The sequence below is a fragment of the Paraburkholderia suaedae genome (genome assembly GCF_040812055.1).
Classification (GTDB): domain Bacteria; phylum Pseudomonadota; class Gammaproteobacteria; order Burkholderiales; family Burkholderiaceae; genus Paraburkholderia.
The window spans coordinates 37,836-54,611 of the sequence record NZ_JBFOAH010000004.1 but is presented as its reverse complement, the minus strand read 5'-3'; the positions used below and the strand labels follow the sequence as shown (position 1 = coordinate 54,611).

Genomic DNA, 16,776 nt, shown 5'->3' with positions numbered 1-16,776 from the left:
CCGACTTCGGAGCCGCCATGAACCTGCAACGATTTCCTCGCTACCCGCTCACCTTCGGACCCACGCCCATCCAGCCGCTCAAACGCCTGAGCGACCACCTCGGCGGCAAAGTACACCTCTACGCCAAGCGCGAGGACTGCAACAGCGGCTTTGCGTTCGGCGGCAACAAGACACGCAAGCTCGAATATCTGATCCCGGAAGCGCTGGCGCAGGGTTGCGACACGCTGGTGTCGATCGGCGGCATCCAGTCGAACCAGACCCGCCAGGTCGCGGCGGTTGCCGCGCATCTGGGCATGAAGTGCGTGCTCGTGCAGGAGAACTGGGTCAACTATTCGGATGCGGTGTATGACCGTGTCGGCAACATCCAAATGTCGCGGATTCTGGGCGCGGATGTGCGGCTGGTCGAAGACGGCTTCGATATCGGATTCCGCAAGAGCTGGGAAGATGCATTGGACAGCGTGCGCGCCGCGGGCGGCAAGCCCTACGCGATTCCGGCCGGCTGCTCCGATCATCCGCTGGGCGGACTGGGGTTTGTCGGCTTCGCCGAAGAAGTGCGTCAGCAGGAAAAGGAGCTCGGCTTCAAGTTCGACTATATCGTCGTGTGCTCGGTCACAGGAAGCACGCAAGCCGGCATGGTGGTCGGTTTTGCCGCCGACGGCCGCGCGGAGCGCGTGATCGGTATCGATGCATCAGCCAGGCCCGCACCGACGCGCGAGCAGATCACGCGGATCGCGAAGCGCACCGCGCGCCAGGTCGACCTTGGCCGCGATATCACCGAGAAAGACGTGGTACTCGACGAGCGTTTCGGCGGGCCCGAGTATGGGTTGCCGAACGAAGGCACGCTGGAGGCGATCCGCTTGTGCGCGAGGCTCGAAGGCGTGTTGACCGATCCGGTCTATGAAGGCAAATCGATGCACGGGATGATCGATATGGTGCGCAACAGCGAATTCCCCGCGGGCTCCCGTGTGCTCTACGCGCATTTGGGCGGTGTGCCGGCGTTGAACGGTTACAGCTTCATTTTCCGCAACGGCTGATCCATCAAAACGCGCGGCGGGAGGCAACAAGCAGGTCGCGGTGACTCGGGCGGCGCCTGGAAGCCGTCTGCGCCAGCCTCTGCCGCCGCGCGCCAGCCCTCACGCGGCCAGATTCTTTTTCAAATGCTGGCGCAAGAATTCGACAAACGCGCGGATCGTGACCGAGCTTTGCCGATGCTGCGGATACACCGCATACACGCTGGTCGCGTCAGGCAGGAATGCGTCGAGCACGCACACCAGTTGACCGCTCTTAAGCGAATCCGCAACGATAAAATCAGGAAGCCTAACGATTCCAAGCCCGGCCACGGCAGCGTCGCGGATCAACTCGCCATTGTTGGCCCGCAACGGTCCGCGCACTTCCACGCCCTTAACCACCCCATCAACGACGAACTCCCAACTGAGCACACCGCCATGCCCGTACGACAGGCATGAATGACGTTGCAAGTCGGCCGGGACAGCGGGCGCGCCACGGCGCCGCACATACTCCGGACTGCAGCACACCACCATCCTGAGGTCGACGAGCTTCTGCGCGATCAGCGTGGAATCGGCTAGCGTACCGATGCGAATCGCCATGTCGAAGCCTTCCCCCACCACATCGACAGTCCGGTCGCTCAACTCCATGTCGAAGCGCACGTCGCCATGCTCGCGCAGGAACAGCGCGACGAGCGGCGACAGATGCATCATGCCGAACGACATCGGCGCACTCACGCGCAACAGTCCGCGTGGACTCGCGCGCCGCATCGACATGGCCTGCTCGGCATCCTGGACTTCACCCAGAATGCGCTTCGCGCGCTCGTAGAACTCCTGGCCCAGTTCGGTCACAGCTAGCTTGCGTGTATTGCGGATCAGCAACTGCACGCCGAGCGCTTCTTCGAGCGCCATCACCCGGCGGCTGACGAATTGCTTCGATAGCGAGAGCCGGTTGGCGGCCGCCGTGAAGTTGTGGGCGTCGACCGTGGCGACAAAGATTCGCATGTCATCGAGCTGCATCGGATTGTCCACTCCCACGTGACGGTGTTTCTGTTTTGATGGTGATTATACCTGTCCAGATTGACCTACACTCTCATTCATGGATCGCGGACAAACACTGGCCGGGATCGCAGAACTCAAAGGAGAGACAAGATGCTTGAAATCAGACACGCCAATCAACGCGGCCGCGCCGAACACGGCTGGCTCAGTTCGCGTCACACGTTTTCCTTCGCGCACTATCACGACCCGAAGCAAAACGGCTTCTCCGATCTGCTCGTGATCAACGACGACCGCGTGGCGCCGGCGCAAGGCTTCGGCAAGCATCCGCACCGCGACATGGAAATTTTCTCGTACGTGCTGGAAGGCGCGCTGGAGCACAAGGACACGATGGGAACCGGCTCGGTGATCGTGCCGGGTGACGTCCAGTTGATGAGCGCGGGAACCGGCGTAGCGCACAGCGAATACAACCATTCGAAGAGCGAGCCGGTGCATTTCCTGCAAATCTGGATCGCGCCTGCCGCACAGGACACCACGCCGCGTTATCAGCAGCGGCACTTCAGCGCGGACGACAAACGCGGCGTGTTGCGCCTCGTGCTGTCGCCGGACGGCGCCGACGGTTCGCTCGTGCTGCAGCAGGATGCGCGCGTCTACGCCGGCCTTTTCGACGGCGCCGAGACCGCGCGGCTCGAACTGGCGAGCGATCGCTATGCGTACATCCATGTGGCACGCGGCAGCGTGACGGTGAACGGTGTCGAACTCGGCGCAGGCGACGGCGCGCGCGTGCGCGGCGAAGAAGCGCTGAACTTCTCGCAAGGTCATGCCGCGGAAGTGCTGGTGTTCGATTTGCGTAACGTCGAGACCTCGGCGCTGTGGGCTTGACAGGTCACGCATTGCTGCAACGGCTCGATGTACCCGAGGCCGCCCATCGCGGGCGGCTTTTTTTCGTGTTGTTGTCCGATGCCTCGCGCGGGGCCGCCGTCCGCACAAGCAAAAACGGCGGCCAACAGGCCGCCGCTCACCACTGCGGCTACCGCCTTCGCGATTGCATCAAACCGCTGCTTCCGCTTCAGCTTCGCTGACCGCCTCGACTTCTTCGCTGTTGCGGATCAGGTGATCGAATGCCGAGAGCGATGCCTTCGCGCCTTCGCCCACGGCGATCACGATTTGCTTGAACGGCACCGTGGTGACATCGCCCGCGGCAAATACGCCCGGCACCGACGTCGCGCCACGCGCATCGACGACGATTTCGCCGTGCCTGGACAACTCCACCGTGCCCTTGAGCCATTCGGTGTTCGGCACGAGGCCGATCTGTACGAACACGCCTTCGAGCTCGACTGTCTTCACCTGGCCCGAACTCAGGTCCTTGTAGACCAGACCGTTGACCTTCTTGCCGTCACCGGTGATTTCCGTGGTCTGCGCCTGGGTGACGATGCTCACGTTGGCGAGACTGCGCAGCTTGCGTTGCAGCACTTCGTCGGCGCGCAGCGTCGCGCCGAATTCGAACAGCGTCACTTCACGCACGATGCCCGCGAGGTCGATCGCCGCTTCCACGCCCGAATTGCCGCCGCCGATCACGGCGACGCGCTTGCTCTTGAACAGCGGGCCATCGCAGTGCGGGCAATAAGCAACGCCATGGTTGCGATACTCGCGCTCGCCGGGCACGTTGATTTCGCGCCAGCGCGCGCCGGTCGCCAGAATGATGGTTTTGGCCTTGAGCACCGCCCCGTTGACAAGGCGCACTTCGTGGATGCGCCCGGGAATCAGCGCGTCGGCGCGCTGCGCGTCCATGACGTCGACCTCATAGGTCTTGACGTGCTGTTCGAGCGCGGTGGCGAACTTCGGCCCTTCTGTTTCCGTCACCGAGACGAAATTCTCGATGGCCAGCGTATCGAGCACCTGCCCGCCGAAGCGTTCAGCGACCACACCCGTCGCAATGCCCTTGCGCGCCGAGTAGATAGCCGCAGCCGCGCCTGCCGGGCCGCCGCCGACGATCAGCGTGTCGAACACCGGCTTCTTTTCCAGCTCCTTGGCGGCACGAGCGCCGGCGTTGGTGTCGAGCTTCGCGAGAATGTCTTTCACGCCGCTACGCCCTTGACCGAACACTTCGCCGTTCATGAACATTGTCGGCACCGCCATGATCTGGCGCGCTTCGACTTCGTGCTGGAACAGCGCGCCGTCGATCGCGACGTGCCGGATGCGCGGATTGATCAACGCCATCACGTTCAGCGCCTGGACGACTTCCGGGCAGTTCTGGCATGACAGCGAAAAGTACGTTTCGAATTGATAGTCGCCGTCGAGATTGCGGATCTGTTCGATCACCGAAGCGTCGAGCTTGACCGGATGGCCGCCGACCTGCAGCAGTGCCAGCACGAGCGACGTGAATTCATGTCCCATTGGAATGCCGGCGAAGCGAATACCCGTATCCTTGCCCGGCTCGCTGATCGAAAACGACGGCTTGCGTTCGTTGTCGTCGCGGCGTTGGACCACGCTCACGCGTTCCGACAACGACGCGATGTCGTTGAGCAAGGCCAGCAGCTCGTGCGATTTGGCACTGTCGTCGAGCGATGCGACAATTTCGATAGGCCTGCTAAGCTTTTCCAGGTACGTTTTCAACTGAGTCTTGAGATTGGCGTCAAGCATGGCGATTCGATTCCGTGACGAGGGGGACTGGTTTGCCGGCGCCGCACGCAGTCCGGATAGGACAGTTGCGGCCCCAGGACGCGCGAACCGCCGCATGAAGCGGTCCGCACGCTGATGCAGACGCGCGCAAACGCGCGAACTGCGAAAGCTCCGAAGAGCTTAGATCTTGCCGATCAGGTCGAGCGACGGCGTCAGCGATTCTGCGCCCGGCGTCCACTTGGCGGGGCAGACTTCACCCGGATGAGCCGCGATGTATTGCGCAGCCTGCACCTTGCGCAGCAGTTCGCCCGCATCACGGCCGATACCGTTGTCGTGAACTTCGCACAGCTTGATCTCGCCTTCCGGGTTGATCACGAACGTGCCACGCAGCGCCAGGCCTTCTTCTTCGATCAGCACGTCGAAGTTGCGCGAGATGGCCAGGGTCGGGTCGGCGAGCATCGGGTACTTGATCTTCTGGATCGTGTCCGACGTGTCGTGCCATGCCTTGTGCGTGAAGTGCGTGTCGGTCGACACGCTGTAGATTTCGACGCCGAGCTTCTGGAATTCGGCGTAGCGATCGGCCAGGTCACCCAGTTCGGTCGGGCAAACAAACGTGAAGTCGGCCGGATAGAAAACGAAAACTGACCACTTGCCCTTCAGGCTTTCTTCGGTGACGGTCACGAAATCGCCCTTGTGATAGGCCTGCGCCTTGAACGGTTTGACTTGACTATTGATGATCGGCATTACTGAGTCCTCTTTCGAAGTGGTTGGAAAGTGGAGTCAGTATCTCAGACGCCGCTTAATAGGTAAAGCGGATTGTTTTAATCATAGTGATAGATTTGCACTATTTGCCCCGCCGCCGCCGACTATCGCACCGGATCAGTCCTTCAGGAGCCGCCACAGCGTGGTACGGCCGATCCCCAGCGCCCGGCTCGCCGCCGCGCGATTGCCACCAGAGCGTTCGAGGGCGTGCAGCACGTCCTCGCGCGTAGGCGTGACGCGGGCGGGCGTGGCACCGGATGCGCCGTTCGTGGCGTCGGGCTTCGCGCTGAGCGCCGGTCCCCGCGTTATCCGCCCGAACTCCGGAAACACCGCGTGCCAGTCCTGCGACGCGTCCGCGGCTGCATCGCCGGAATAAATCGCGGCGCGCGCCAGCAGGTTTTCCAGCTCGCGGACGTTGCCCGGCCACGCGTAGTGCTCGAAGAGCGGCGCGAGAAACGCCAGTACCCGCTGTTGCGCCGCCTCCGCCAAACCGTATTGGAGCGCGCCGCGACTCAACAAGTGCCGCGCCAGTTGGGAGATATCGCCGCGCCGCTCCCGCAGCGGCGGCAATTCTATCTGGAGCAGATTGAGACGAAAATACAGGTCCGCGCGAAACGCGCCCTGCGCGACGAGCGCATGCAGGTCGCGGTGAGTGGCGGCGATGACCCGCACATCCACCGGCGTCGTGCGTCCGGAGCCGAGCTTCATCACCTCGCGCTCCTGCAGCACGCGCAGCAGGCGGCTTTGCAGCGCGGCCGGCATTTCGCCGATTTCGTCGAGGAAGATCGTGCCGGTGTGCGCGATTTCGAACAGGCCGGGCTTGCCGCCGCGGCGCGCGCCGGTGAACGCGCCCTCTTCGTGGCCGAACAGCTCGCTTTCGATCAAGCCTTCGGGCAGCGCCGCGCAATTGAACGCGACGAAGGGATTGCCGCGCCGCCGGCTGGCGTTGTGGATGCCCTGCGCGACCAGTTCCTTGCCGGTGCCGCTTTCGCCGGTGAGCAGCACGGTCGCGTCGTGCGCCGCGCCGGCGCGCGCGAGACGGCGCACCCGTTCCAGTGCCGGCGAGGCGCCGATCAGATCGTCGAGCTGATGCCGGGCGACCAGCTGCTTCGGCCGCTGGCTGGTGCGCAGCGAGCGGTCGATCCGCTGCGCGACCTGCGCGTCCTGCACTGTCACCACGGAGCCGGTGCGCACGCCGTGCTCGAGAATCGGCACGCAGTTCACGATCAGCGCCCGGCCGCCGATCTGCTCGATGCGCTCTTCGATGGGCTGATCGTTGACGAGGGTTTCGCGCAGCAGTGGACCGACGAGGCGCGCCACCTGGCCGGGCAAGCCGCGTTCGCGGCCCCGCGCCGGCGTGTCGCGCCGGGTGTTCCCCGGATGCGCCTCCTGCGGCCCCGCCACGCCGAGCAGCTCGAGCATCGCCGGATTGACCGCCTCGAGCTGGCCGGCGCCGTCGAAGGCGGCAATGCCATCGCGCAGATGCGCGACGATGGTGTTCAGGCGCACGCGCTTGGACTCCTTCTGGCGGCTCACGCGCGCGAGTTCGACCGACCGCTCGAACGCTTCTTCCACCGCGCCGAGCGAATAAAGAAAGACGCTTTCCATGCCCGCTTGCTGCGCGAGATCGCAGGCCATGCCGGGGCCGATGATCACGCCGCAGCCTTCGGCGGCGAGCTTGTCGACGGCGAGCCGCACTTCGTCGGCCGAGCGGTACGCGCACTGTTGCAGGCCGAGCTTCAGCCACAGGCCGAGGTCGGCGAGTTCGTGCGAGACCGTCTCGTGGAGCGCGAGCCCGATCCGCGCCCCCGGCCATGTCGTGGCGGCAAGGCTGATCGCGTTGAGCACGTCGAAACCGTTGACCTTGACCATCACGACCGGCACGTTCAGATGCTCGCGCAGGTACGCGCCGTTCGAGCCGGCCGCCAGCACCACGTCGACGGCGCCGGCATCGACGTAGGATTGCAGGGTAGCCACGGCCGCGCCATAGCCTTCCCGCACCGGGAAAAATTTCGCGCGCTCGGCGTAGCGCGGCGCAACTGTCTCGCAAAGCGACTGCAGCCGGCTGATACTGACCAGTGCGACGCCCGGCCGGCCGGGATCGGCATTGACAAAGGACGGTGCGAAGGTGGACATCGTGGCCACTCCTTTTGTGCCGCTCCGGGGGCTCCCGGTTCGTTGTCGGGAGCCGAGCGTTGAAACGTTTCGTGAAACGTTTCGTGGAACGAAAACGCTATTCTGCCATGAACTGCCACAGCCAGTCGCTCGGCTCAACTCCTTGATTGCATAGCGACAATGTGCCCAACCAAGCGATACGGCACAGTTCCTGCAGAAGAGCGCCCATTGCACCCACGACTTTTCTTTCTGGAGACACACCGTCATGACTACTGCCGCTAACCGTCGCGCCGCGTTCCGCGCCAAAGTCAACGAACGCCAGGGCCTGCTCGTGCCCGGCGCCTTCAACGCGATGAGCGCCCGCGTGGTCGAGGACGCGGGCTTCGAAGCGCTGTACATCACCGGCGCGGGCGTCACCAATATGTCGCTCGGGCTGCCGGATCTGGGCTTCATCGGACTCGCCGAGGTCGCCGAACACACTGCGCGCATTCGCGACGCAGTCGGGTTGCCGCTGATCGTCGATGCCGACACCGGCTTCGGCAACGCGCTGAACGTGCGCCAGACGGTGCGCGTACTCGAGCGCAGCGGCGCCGACGTGATCCAGTTCGAGGATCAGGTGATGCCGAAGAAGTGCGGCCACTTTTCCGGCAAGGAAGTGGTTGCGACGAGCGAGATGGTCGGCAAAATCCGTGCGGCCGTCGACGCTCGCGAAGACGGCAATCTGCAGATCATGGCGCGCACGGATTCCGCAGCGGTCCACGGCATCGAGGATGCCATCGAGCGCGGCCATCGTTTCATCGAAGCGGGCGCCGATATCCTGTTCATCGAGGCGACCGAATCGCTTGCCGACATTGAACGGTTGCCCGGATTGTTCGACAGGCCGCAACTGATCAACATCGTGATTGGCGGGAAGACGCCGGTGCAGTCGCGCGAGGCGCTCGCCACGTTGGGCTACGGCATCGTGCTGTATGCGAACGCGGCGCTGCAGGGCGCCGTGCTCGGCATGCAGCGCGCGCTCGGCAGCCTGAAAAGCAATGGCCGGCTCGACGAGGACGCGACGCTGGTCGCGCCGTTCAGCGAACGGCAACGGCTCGTCAACAAACCGCTGTATGACCGGCTCGATCGCGAGTACGCCGCGAAGGGCTAACCGACGCGCGACGATCCTGTTGCCGGCGCTAGTGGCGGCGCACCAGGCTGCATGGCTGCGCGCAGCGGCTGGCGCAGCGGCACGCAGCGTGCTGACTGCGAATTGAAGCTTGCGTCGTGCGTGCGGCAACGGTATGGCGCCGGTTATTGCGTTAGGATCTGGGCGGGCCGAGGTGCGTGCGATCAGTCATGGCTTCACGCGTGCATCGCCGGCAGTGGCCCTGGCGGCCTCCTTTCTGAGCCGAAAGCTGGAACGGGAGGCCATGAGGCCCATCCCCATCCCGCAAACACAGACCACAAGTTAGTCGCAATAAAACAATGAAGTTCAGCCCATCGCGCGCCCCGCGCCCACACACTCTCCACCTCGACCTCCCCGCCCGCCTCACAGCGGAGAGCCGGCAATGACCGGCGGCAGCGCACGCAACGCGCACGTCGGCTGGCTGCCGTATCTCGTCGCGGCCACCTTCTTCATGGAGTACCTCGACACCACGGTCATCGCGACCGCGTTGCCGCAGATGGCGCACTCCTTCGGCGTCGGCCCGAATAGCCTCAGTCTGGGCATGACCGCGTACATGCTGGCACTGGCGATCTTCATCCCCGCCAGCGGCTGGGTCGCGGACCGCTGTGGCGCGCGCACCGTATTCTTCAGTGCAATCGCCGTGTTCACGGCGGCCTCGGTGCTGTGTGGCCTGTCGCAGAACGTCGTCGAATTCACTGCGGCGCGCGTGCTGCAAGGCATGGGCGGCGCCATGATGGTGCCGGTCGGCCGCCTGATCGTGGTCCGCAGCACCGAGAAGAGCCGCATGATGCAGGCCATTTCGACGATCACCTGGCCGGCCATCGCGGCGCCGGTGGTCGGGCCGCCGGTGGGCGGCTTCATCACCACCTACGCGTCGTGGCGCTGGATCTTTCTGCTGAACGTGCCCTTCGGGCTGGCCGCGATGGCCGTCGCGCTCGCGGTGGTGCCTAACCTGCGCGGCGCCGAACGTAAGCCGCTGGACGTCGTCGGTCTGCTGCTGAGCGGCCTGACGCTCACGGCGATCCTGTACGGCGCGGAACTCGCCAGTCAGGCCGGCACCAACCCATGGATCGCGGGCGCGGTGGTGTTCGGCGGTCTGGTCGCGGGCGTAGTGGCGTTCCAGCATGCGAGGCGCCATCCGCATCCGTTGATCGACGTGTCGACCCTGAAAATTCCCACTTTCTCGGTGACGGTGGTGACCGGCTCGTTCACCCGCATCGGCATCGGTGCGGTGCCGTATCTGATGCCGCTGCTCTTCCAGGTCGGCTTCGGCTTGTCCGCGTTCAGATCGGGACTGCTGTTGCTCGCGAGCGCGCTCGGCAACCTTGGCATGAAGGCGCTGACCACGCGCATTTTGCAGCGCTACGGTTTCCGCATGGTGTCGATCGTCGACGTGGCGGTAGCCGGCGTGTTCATCACGGCATGCGGGCTGCTCACGCCGAACGTACCGCTCCTGCTCGTCCTGTTCGTCGTGTTCGTGTACGGCCTCGCGCGCTCCATGCAATTCTCGACGCTCGCGACGCTCGCCTACGCCGATGTCGCGCAGCCGCAGATGAGCGCGGCCAGCACGCTATGGAGCGCGGCGGCGCAGATGACGATCGGTCTGGGCATCGCGTTCGGCGCGGTCTCGCTGCGCGCGGCGGCGTTCTTCAACGGCGAGACTACGGGTCACGTCTTCACGCTCGACGATTTCCGCCTCGCGTTTCTATTTGCCGGGGTGCTGACGCTGGTGTCCGTGGCCGGCTATATGGGCCTCGCGCCCGACGCCGGGCGAAGCATCGGCGGGGGCTCGCGTGCGAGCGAGGATCCGGCAAAGGGGTGAGGGGAGCCGGGCGCCGGCGACCCGAACGCGAGCGCACACACGCAATGCAAGCCGGTCAGGCGGGCAGATCACGGCCGATCAGCCGTAAGCGCGTTCGCGCATCCACTTGGTCATGATCCACTTGTCGCCGGCCAGCACCGGCGCGCCCGCGTGCAAGGTCAGCGGATCGAGCTGCCGCTGGCCGTTCATATAGCGGAAATACACCGCGCCGCCCCGGTTCGCCGCAACCGAGATGCCCGCTTGCGGGAACGTGGTTGCGCCGCCGTCGGCCACGTCGTTCAGATAGATCACCAGCGTCGCCACCCGTTGCCCGCCCCTTGCCGTATGCACCGCGCTGCCCGGCTGATCGGGCGGGAAGTAGTCGAAATGCGCGCGGTATTCGCCGGTTATGCCGTAGTGCAGGATCTGCAGCCCTTCGCCGTTTTCCACCGGCCAGTTCATCAGACTCGCGATGCGCCGGTCGAGCCTCTGGATGAACGGATCTTCGCCGCGCTCGTACCAGATGCCTTCGCTGGTGCGGTTGCGAATTACGTCTTCTTTACCGGTGTCGGGATTGACCGTCGTGGAACGCTTTAACCGATGACGCGAGCGTTGGATGATCTCGTCGCACTCGTCGGCTGACAGCACGTCTGAAAACACGATGACCTGTGGGCGCTCGCAGCGCATCAGCACGCGCACATCGCGGTCGTACGCGCGAATCACATTGCCGCGCCTGACCGGCGATTCGTCGTACTGATAGTTGTGCGGCGCGGCCTGCGCACGTGCGGGCTCGGCGGCGAGCGGAGCGGCAAGTCCGGCGTCCGTCGCGCGCAGTGCGAAGGTTCGATGCACCGCGACGCGCGCCGCGTCGGTGGCAAAGCCCGCCCGCACCATCGCCTCGATCAGCGAATCCGGACTGCAACCACGCGCGACATTGCTGCCCAGCCACTCTTCCCAGGCGGCATCCACTATTGGCATAGCACTCCCTATCAATCGCCGTTAGCACATACAGGGTCAACTGGCCGAATCATAGCAAGCATCCTGCCCGCGATATCTCGATAGAGCGGCGACACCGCGTTCAGCGATTCCGCTCGCGAGCCCGATAGGTCGCGAGTCCCTTGCGCGCCTGCGCGCGAATCATTCGACGCACGAGTGGCGACCAGCCGAGCAACATGCCCCGCACGCCCAGCGCCTGTCGCAGCCACAGCCACAGGCCGAAGTGGTCGCGGTGCTCGATCATGCGCCCATCGCGAAACGCGAAACGCGCGTCGATCTGGTTGATCACCGCGCGGCCCGTCTGGCTGAACCGATAGCGGGCGACCCAACGGGCTCGGCCGGCATGCTCGTCGGCGGTGACGCCGTCGAACGTCAGCGAGAAATCCTGGGCGCGCTCCACCAGCATGCGCCACATGTCGCGCGCTTCTTCGCCGTGCAGTTCGCCGAACACCGGGTCGCTGAAGACGATGTCATCGGCATAGCAAGCGACCATCGTGTCGGCGTCGCGTCGCTGGAACGCGGTGTAAAAGCGTTCGATCAGTTCGGAGTTGGGATGGCTCATTTTTTGTGGTGCGGGAGCGGAGCTGGATGGGAAGCCACCTGAAAATCTGTCCGCATCTGCTCGATTGCGGGAATGCAGGACGATAGCGGAAAAGGGCGCGCGCGGGCAACGTGAAGTGGCGATCCGCTCCGCCCCGCGGCATCGGCTCGCCTCGCTTGCGTTCTGCCGCGGAGCAATTACGCGCGAACGGCGCGCAACGCCCTCGGGTTGTTCCTCGACATCACGAATACGGGCGGAGCATGCTCTCGCTGACCGCGGCTGCGCATCCTATCGGCGCGGCGCGCATGACGATGTGGCCCGCGTGCGGGCAGCGCTAGACTTCGCCCGCGTGCGCCCGGCTCCTGATTTCGGCGAGCGATACGTCGACCAGTAACCGGCCGGAATCGAACACCGTGACGAGCGCGTCTTCCCATTCGCTCGGCTCGCCCTGCTCGTTCTGCCTGCTTTCCTGGCCCCGCTTGTGCTGCTCTTCCTCGTCGCCCTGCTGCACTTGCTTCTCGCCCGCGAGCGGCAAGGCAACCGTCCGATATTCGCCCGTCAGGCGATTTCTCAGCAGCGTCAACCGCCCTTTCATCGAGCGCTTGCCGGTGTCCGTGACAGGGTCCTTGTGCACATCGTGCCACGCGTCGCCCAGGCGGATGGCCGAGCACTTCATCGCGAAGCGCTGGGTATCGCGATTGATCTGCTGCAACAGCGCGCCACCCATGCCGAACACGATGTTGTCCGCGGCGAAACCGGCCTCGTCCATGGCGGCGAGGATCGCTTCGATCGAATCGTGGTTCACGCCGTCGCCCTGAATCACGCGCACGTTCTTGAGCACGCGCCGTCCTTTGCCGTTCACGACAGAGCCGAACGACGCGTCGAGCGCGCGCAGCGTCTGCAACACGATCGTGCGCGGGTCGCCGGAGTCGGGCCGGATCACCAGCATGCCGCCGGAATCCAGCACGGCCTGCTTTAACTCCGTGCCCCACACGCGCAGCGCGGTGAAAAGATCGTAGGAGTCGGACACGACCGAGACGATCGCTCCCGGCTTGCCGAAGCGCGCGATCATATTGCGGAACGCGTCGGCTTCGCGCTCTCGGCCCCACGACGTGATCGTGCTGTGCTCGGCCGCCGGCACCGAAAAAGCCGCCATGGTGTCGTTGTAGTAATGGTTCGCCGCCACCACGCCGAGCACCGTGTCCGAGCCCATGAAACTCACCAGATGCGCGGCGCCGCCGATCGCCGCCGACTCCGCACTCGACACTCCGCGCGAGCCGAAGTCATGCAGCTTGAACGGCAACTGCGTGAGGTCGTCGCTGCTTTTTTGCAGATACGCGCGGATCGTTTTACGCAGATGCCAGCTTTGCGTCGCCACCGTAATCGGATACCACACGCGCAGCAGCATGGTTTCCAGATACGAAGCCAGCCAGAATACGTGCGGATCATCGCATTCGACAGTGACCAGCACGTTGTGTGTCGGCACGACCGAGCCTTCCGGCACCGCGCGAATGCGCACCGGCAGATAGCCGCCGCACTGCTCGACTATATAGCGCCAGGCCGCCTCGTTAAACGGCTCGCCATGCGCGAGGAAAAAGGCTCGCGCTTCGTCGATCATGTCGGCCGTGACAGGGCGGCACAGGTACTCCTTGATCAGCATTTGCAGCCCGAAAAACAGCGTGCAGTCATAGCGCCCGCCGCGCGACTCGATGTATGAGAACATCGCCGACGCTTCGGGCGGATATTGCAGGTAGTGCGACGCCTTGTACGAATCCGTGTTGAGGATCGGATTGGACAGGATCGACGCGATGTCGTTAGGACCGCGAGTCATGTTCGGCATGGACGATGGTGCGCTCAGACGATTTTCTCCAAGGACACGCGCGGAGACTGCATCCCTTAACCATACACCTTCACGATCCGGCCGGCGTCGCCGGACCGCATGCCTCGGTAGTCGCCATCGCGCCATTCGTCGAACAGCAGCTTCGTGCGCACGATGCCCGTTTCCTGTAACGCGAAGTGGCAACCATTGCAGCGATGTTGCGCACGCCGACACGCTGCAGCAGCGCAAAGCCGATTTTCAAAAGCAAGCAGCCAACGTGCACCGGATGACGCACAAACCGATATGCCGGGCGCCCGACGACGTTGCGCCGCTTACCGGCATCATGCCCAAGGAGCGGCCCGTGAGACCTTCGACCCGCGCCCGTGCGCACTGAAAGGCTCACGAACGTCCGGCGCCTGGGCGCGGGAGGGTGACAGATTCAACCCCCTGGCTTCAATGGCGGCGGCAGATTCGGCCCCGCCATCAATAAGCGGCCGATCATGCTTCGACGGCGGTTCTGCGGCACCGGCCACAGCATACCGGCGAGCAGACCGACCCCTTGCGCAAGCGCGCTGTCGCGGGCGAGCGCCACGAGCGGCACGCCGCGGTTGAGCGCGTCGTCGACCTGCTTGTCGTCGCGCGGCAACTGATGCGCGACTTTCGCACCCAGCGTTTTTTCGAGCATCGGCAGATTGATCTGCGCGTTCTTGTCGTACTGATTGACCACCACGCGCACCTTGCTGGCCGGATAGCCCAATCCGCTGAAAATGTCGAGCATGCGGCGCCCGCCGTGCAGATAAAGCGGGTTTTGCCGCACGACCATGCAGATCGCGTCGCTGCGATCGAGCGCCTGGATCGTCAGTCCGTTCAGGCTCGCGCCGACGTCGATCAGCACCGCCTCATAGCGCTCGCGCGCCAGCGCAAGAATGTGCGCCAGTTGCGCCGGCAGCAGTTCGGCGGCTTTGAGTGGATCGCCCGCGCCCGCCAGCACGTGCAGGTTCGCGTGCACGCGCATCACGCAGGAATCGAGCAACGCGGCGTCGAGCCGCTCGCTCTGCGAGCACAGATCGACGACGGTCGTCGGCGGCGGCCGATCGGCCATCAGCAAACTCGCGTCAGCGAATTGCTGGTTCAGATCGATCAGCAATACGCGCCGGTAGCGCTCTCCGCGCTGTGCAGCCAATGACCAGGCGAGATTGACGGCAAGCATGGTCGCGCCACTGCCGCCCTTGCTCGACACGAGCGAGACGATGCGTCCCGGCCGCCGGCGGGCTGCGTTTTTCTTCGCGTCGATCCGCGTGAGCGTGGCTGTAACGGTCTGCGGGTCGGGTGGCCATGACAGCAGGCAGTGCACGCCGGCGCGCAGCGCCGCGCCTTGCAACGCGTTGGACGGCGCCGGCGTGATCAGCATGCAATGCAGCGCCGGCCTGCGGGCGAGCGCTTCTTCGAGGCCGTCGAGTTCCCGCGCGTTCAGATCCGAGTCGTCGACTATCAGCAGATCGGCGCTGCGCATCGCGCGCGAATGGGCGCGCAGTTGGCGTAGCGTGCCGCACACCGTGCGCAGCCGGTAGCACACGCCGCTCTCTTGCAGCCGCGCGACGATGTGCTGAGCGTGTTCGGTGCTGGCCGTAATCAGGAAGATGTCGATCATGTCGGGTTGCCGCTCTTTCCGTCGGGTCAAGGCGGCGAGGTCGACCGCGCTCGGCGCTCGCAATTATTCTTCGAAATGGAACGGGTCGCTCCCTCGGACTCGGTCGTCGTTGGTGTTCTGGACTGCGTTCGCGCGGCATCGATATCTCGCAGACCGCGTCGCGCCCCGACTCGCTTGCGCGCGGTGCTTGAGCTTGCCGGCAATGACAAGCGTCGGCAGGGCGGACGCCGGTTGCGGCGAAGCGCGCAGCCGGCGGCGGCACAACCGCACAACCGCGTTGCACCTGCGGCGGCTCGATGGTCCCGCCGCACGGCGTCGATCGGCTCGCCAACCAGCTTGTTCATGACAGTCCCCGCCTGATCGGCCGGGGCCTGGGCCAGGTGGCCGTGCCCGCGCAACCTTGCGGACACGGCACCCGGTTCACCTCGTAACGCGTCTCTCTGCGGAGACTCGTGGCCTCTCCTCGCTTCCTGGCGCCCGGCCGGTCCTGTCCGTGCGCTGCCCCTTCCCTTTTTTGTGCGGTCCGTCGCTCGCGAACAGCATGAACAGCACGAGCGCGCAACCTGTCGATGTTGCGCTCCCCTTCGCGCCCGTCAAAAAAACGGAAAAGCGGCTTGATCAATTTTTGTTACGTCGTCCGGTTATGAATGACCGATATGGCTATCAATCATTCACCCGCTTTTTAATTCGACGTCCGTTTTATTGGCCCCCGCCGCCACCTCGCAAACTCACTTTGGCTTCCCCGGCCATGTTCGCGAAGCGTTGCTTTGCCGCCGGTCTGTTTTTTTTCACCGTATGCCCCGTGCTTCGACCCGGGCGGCAACGCATTCTTTTGGTGCGCAGAGCTTATTGCAACGGCTATGCCATGTTGCGCAAAACCCATGAGCAGCCGAGCCCTCTCCGGCGCCGGACCCTGGCTCGGCGGGTTTGACGTCGAAGATTGATTCGTTCGTGACACGCGAACCCGATGGCCTCGTCGCGCGACCGAAACCTCGTCGCCGGCATCGCAAGCCGCGTCAGCAGGGGCGCGCCGCGCCTTGCCGCAGGTCACGCGGTGGCGCGCTCGAAAGTGCCTGCCCGCCAGTCGGCCGTGAGCCGGCTCGCGAGGCCCTGTCAAATATGTAGCAAATATGACACACGCCTCACCGCAATGCGCGATTTTCGCGCACAGCTAGCTCGACGCCAATTGCGTGCTTAAGTGCGACACCTCTCATAACAGGGATTGACCCGTCGCTTATTAATCGGGCATACGCACGCGATTTCGGCAAAATGCTTTCTGGATCGCTATTGTTTGTGTGGCGCTC

General features: G+C 64.4%; 13 protein-coding genes. 5 read left to right on the top strand and 8 right to left on the bottom strand.

The window, feature by feature from the left end; translation table 11 throughout:
* Window positions 1-17 precede the first annotated feature (17 nt).
* Window positions 18-1,034 (top strand): 1-aminocyclopropane-1-carboxylate deaminase, encoded by a 1,017-nt coding sequence (locus ABQJ48_RS07635; RefSeq protein ID WP_367837079.1) that lies wholly within the window; start codon window positions 18-20, stop codon window positions 1,032-1,034.
* Window positions 1,035-1,133: 99 nt separating this feature from the next.
* Here the strand turns inward: ABQJ48_RS07635 and ABQJ48_RS07630 are convergent, their stop codons facing one another.
* Window positions 1,134-2,024, bottom strand: a complete 891-nt coding sequence (locus ABQJ48_RS07630) for a LysR family transcriptional regulator (RefSeq protein ID WP_367837078.1) — start codon at window positions 2,022-2,024, stop codon at window positions 1,134-1,136.
* A 132-nt stretch (window positions 2,025-2,156) separates the two neighbouring features.
* On the opposite strand from ABQJ48_RS07630, the gene ABQJ48_RS07625 reads away from it, so the two are divergent.
* The gene (locus tag ABQJ48_RS07625) at window positions 2,157-2,882 is read left to right on the top strand and encodes a pirin family protein (protein ID WP_367837077.1); all 726 of its coding nucleotides are present in this window, start codon (window positions 2,157-2,159) and stop codon (window positions 2,880-2,882) included.
* Window positions 2,883-3,050: 168 nt separating this feature from the next.
* Here ABQJ48_RS07625 and ahpF read toward each other — a convergent pair whose 3' ends face one another.
* The 3 genes from ahpF to prpR all read right to left on the bottom strand — a co-directional run bounded on the left by ahpF (window position 3,051) and on the right by prpR (window position 7,520).
* On the bottom strand, window positions 3,051-4,643 hold the full coding sequence (gene ahpF, locus ABQJ48_RS07620) for an alkyl hydroperoxide reductase subunit F (RefSeq protein ID WP_367837076.1): 1,593 nt from the start codon (window positions 4,641-4,643) through the stop codon (window positions 3,051-3,053).
* Window positions 4,644-4,802: 159 nt separating this feature from the next.
* Window positions 4,803-5,366 carry an alkyl hydroperoxide reductase subunit C gene (gene ahpC, locus ABQJ48_RS07615; RefSeq protein WP_367837074.1) on the bottom strand — a complete coding sequence of 188 codons (564 nt, stop codon included), beginning with the start codon at window positions 5,364-5,366 and terminating at the stop codon, window positions 4,803-4,805.
* Between the two features lie 135 nt (window positions 5,367-5,501).
* Entirely contained in the window at window positions 5,502-7,520 is a 2,019-nt protein-coding gene (gene prpR, locus ABQJ48_RS07610; RefSeq protein WP_367837073.1) for a propionate catabolism operon regulatory protein PrpR, read from the bottom strand.
* Between the two features lie 244 nt (window positions 7,521-7,764).
* Between prpR and ABQJ48_RS07605 the strand changes: the two genes are divergently transcribed.
* Entirely contained in the window at window positions 7,765-8,646 is an 882-nt protein-coding gene (locus ABQJ48_RS07605) for an isocitrate lyase/PEP mutase family protein (protein ID WP_367837072.1), read from the top strand.
* A gap of 400 nt (window positions 8,647-9,046) precedes the next feature.
* Entirely contained in the window at window positions 9,047-10,486 is a 1,440-nt protein-coding gene (locus ABQJ48_RS07600; protein ID WP_367837070.1) for an MFS transporter, read from the top strand.
* Window positions 10,487-10,564: 78 nt separating this feature from the next.
* Here the strand turns inward: ABQJ48_RS07600 and ABQJ48_RS07595 are convergent, their stop codons facing one another.
* The 4 genes from ABQJ48_RS07595 to ABQJ48_RS07580 form a co-directional block, all read right to left on the bottom strand.
* Entirely contained in the window at window positions 10,565-11,443 is an 879-nt protein-coding gene (locus ABQJ48_RS07595; RefSeq protein ID WP_367837069.1) for a 2OG-Fe(II) oxygenase, read from the bottom strand.
* 100 nt (window positions 11,444-11,543) lie between these two features.
* Window positions 11,544-12,023, bottom strand: coding sequence for a nuclear transport factor 2 family protein (locus ABQJ48_RS07590; protein WP_367837067.1), 480 nt, complete (start codon window positions 12,021-12,023; stop codon window positions 11,544-11,546).
* A gap of 313 nt (window positions 12,024-12,336) precedes the next feature.
* The gene (locus ABQJ48_RS07585; protein ID WP_367837066.1) at window positions 12,337-13,842 is read right to left on the bottom strand and encodes a nicotinate phosphoribosyltransferase; all 1,506 of its coding nucleotides are present in this window, start codon (window positions 13,840-13,842) and stop codon (window positions 12,337-12,339) included.
* Window positions 13,843-14,260: 418 nt separating this feature from the next.
* Window positions 14,261-15,472, bottom strand: coding sequence for a CpaE/TadZ family protein (locus tag ABQJ48_RS07580; protein ID WP_367837065.1), 1,212 nt, complete (start codon window positions 15,470-15,472; stop codon window positions 14,261-14,263).
* Between the two features lie 541 nt (window positions 15,473-16,013).
* Between ABQJ48_RS07580 and ABQJ48_RS07575 the strand changes: the two genes are divergently transcribed.
* Window positions 16,014-16,403 carry a hypothetical protein gene (locus ABQJ48_RS07575; RefSeq protein ID WP_367837063.1) on the top strand — a complete coding sequence of 130 codons (390 nt, stop codon included), beginning with the start codon at window positions 16,014-16,016 and terminating at the stop codon, window positions 16,401-16,403.
* The last annotated feature ends 373 nt before the right edge of the window (window positions 16,404-16,776 follow it).

Excerpts from the sequence above, each read along its gene's own strand:
- ABQJ48_RS07575 (WP_367837063.1), top strand. The coding sequence starts at position 16,014 with ATGAACAGCACGAGCGCGCAACCTGTCGATGTTGCGCTCCCCTTCGCG.
- ABQJ48_RS07605 (WP_367837072.1), top strand. The coding sequence starts at position 7,765 with ATGACTACTGCCGCTAACCGTCGCGCCGCGTTCCGCGCCAAAGTCAAC.
- ABQJ48_RS07585 (WP_367837066.1), bottom strand. The coding sequence starts at position 13,842 with ATGCCGAACATGACTCGCGGTCCTAACGACATCGCGTCGATCCTGTCC.
- ABQJ48_RS07590 (WP_367837067.1), bottom strand. The coding sequence starts at position 12,023 with ATGAGCCATCCCAACTCCGAACTGATCGAACGCTTTTACACCGCGTTC.
- ahpF (WP_367837076.1), bottom strand. The coding sequence starts at position 4,643 with ATGCTTGACGCCAATCTCAAGACTCAGTTGAAAACGTACCTGGAAAAG.
- ABQJ48_RS07580 (WP_367837065.1), bottom strand. The coding sequence starts at position 15,472 with ATGATCGACATCTTCCTGATTACGGCCAGCACCGAACACGCTCAGCAC.
- ABQJ48_RS07625 (WP_367837077.1), top strand. The coding sequence starts at position 2,157 with ATGCTTGAAATCAGACACGCCAATCAACGCGGCCGCGCCGAACACGGC.
- prpR (WP_367837073.1), bottom strand. The coding sequence starts at position 7,520 with ATGTCCACCTTCGCACCGTCCTTTGTCAATGCCGATCCCGGCCGGCCG.
- ABQJ48_RS07600 (WP_367837070.1), top strand. The coding sequence starts at position 9,047 with ATGACCGGCGGCAGCGCACGCAACGCGCACGTCGGCTGGCTGCCGTAT.
- ABQJ48_RS07595 (WP_367837069.1), bottom strand. The coding sequence starts at position 11,443 with ATGCCAATAGTGGATGCCGCCTGGGAAGAGTGGCTGGGCAGCAATGTC.
- ahpC (WP_367837074.1), bottom strand. The coding sequence starts at position 5,366 with ATGCCGATCATCAATAGTCAAGTCAAACCGTTCAAGGCGCAGGCCTAT.
- ABQJ48_RS07635 (WP_367837079.1), top strand. The coding sequence starts at position 18 with ATGAACCTGCAACGATTTCCTCGCTACCCGCTCACCTTCGGACCCACG.
- ABQJ48_RS07630 (WP_367837078.1), bottom strand. The coding sequence starts at position 2,024 with ATGCAGCTCGATGACATGCGAATCTTTGTCGCCACGGTCGACGCCCAC.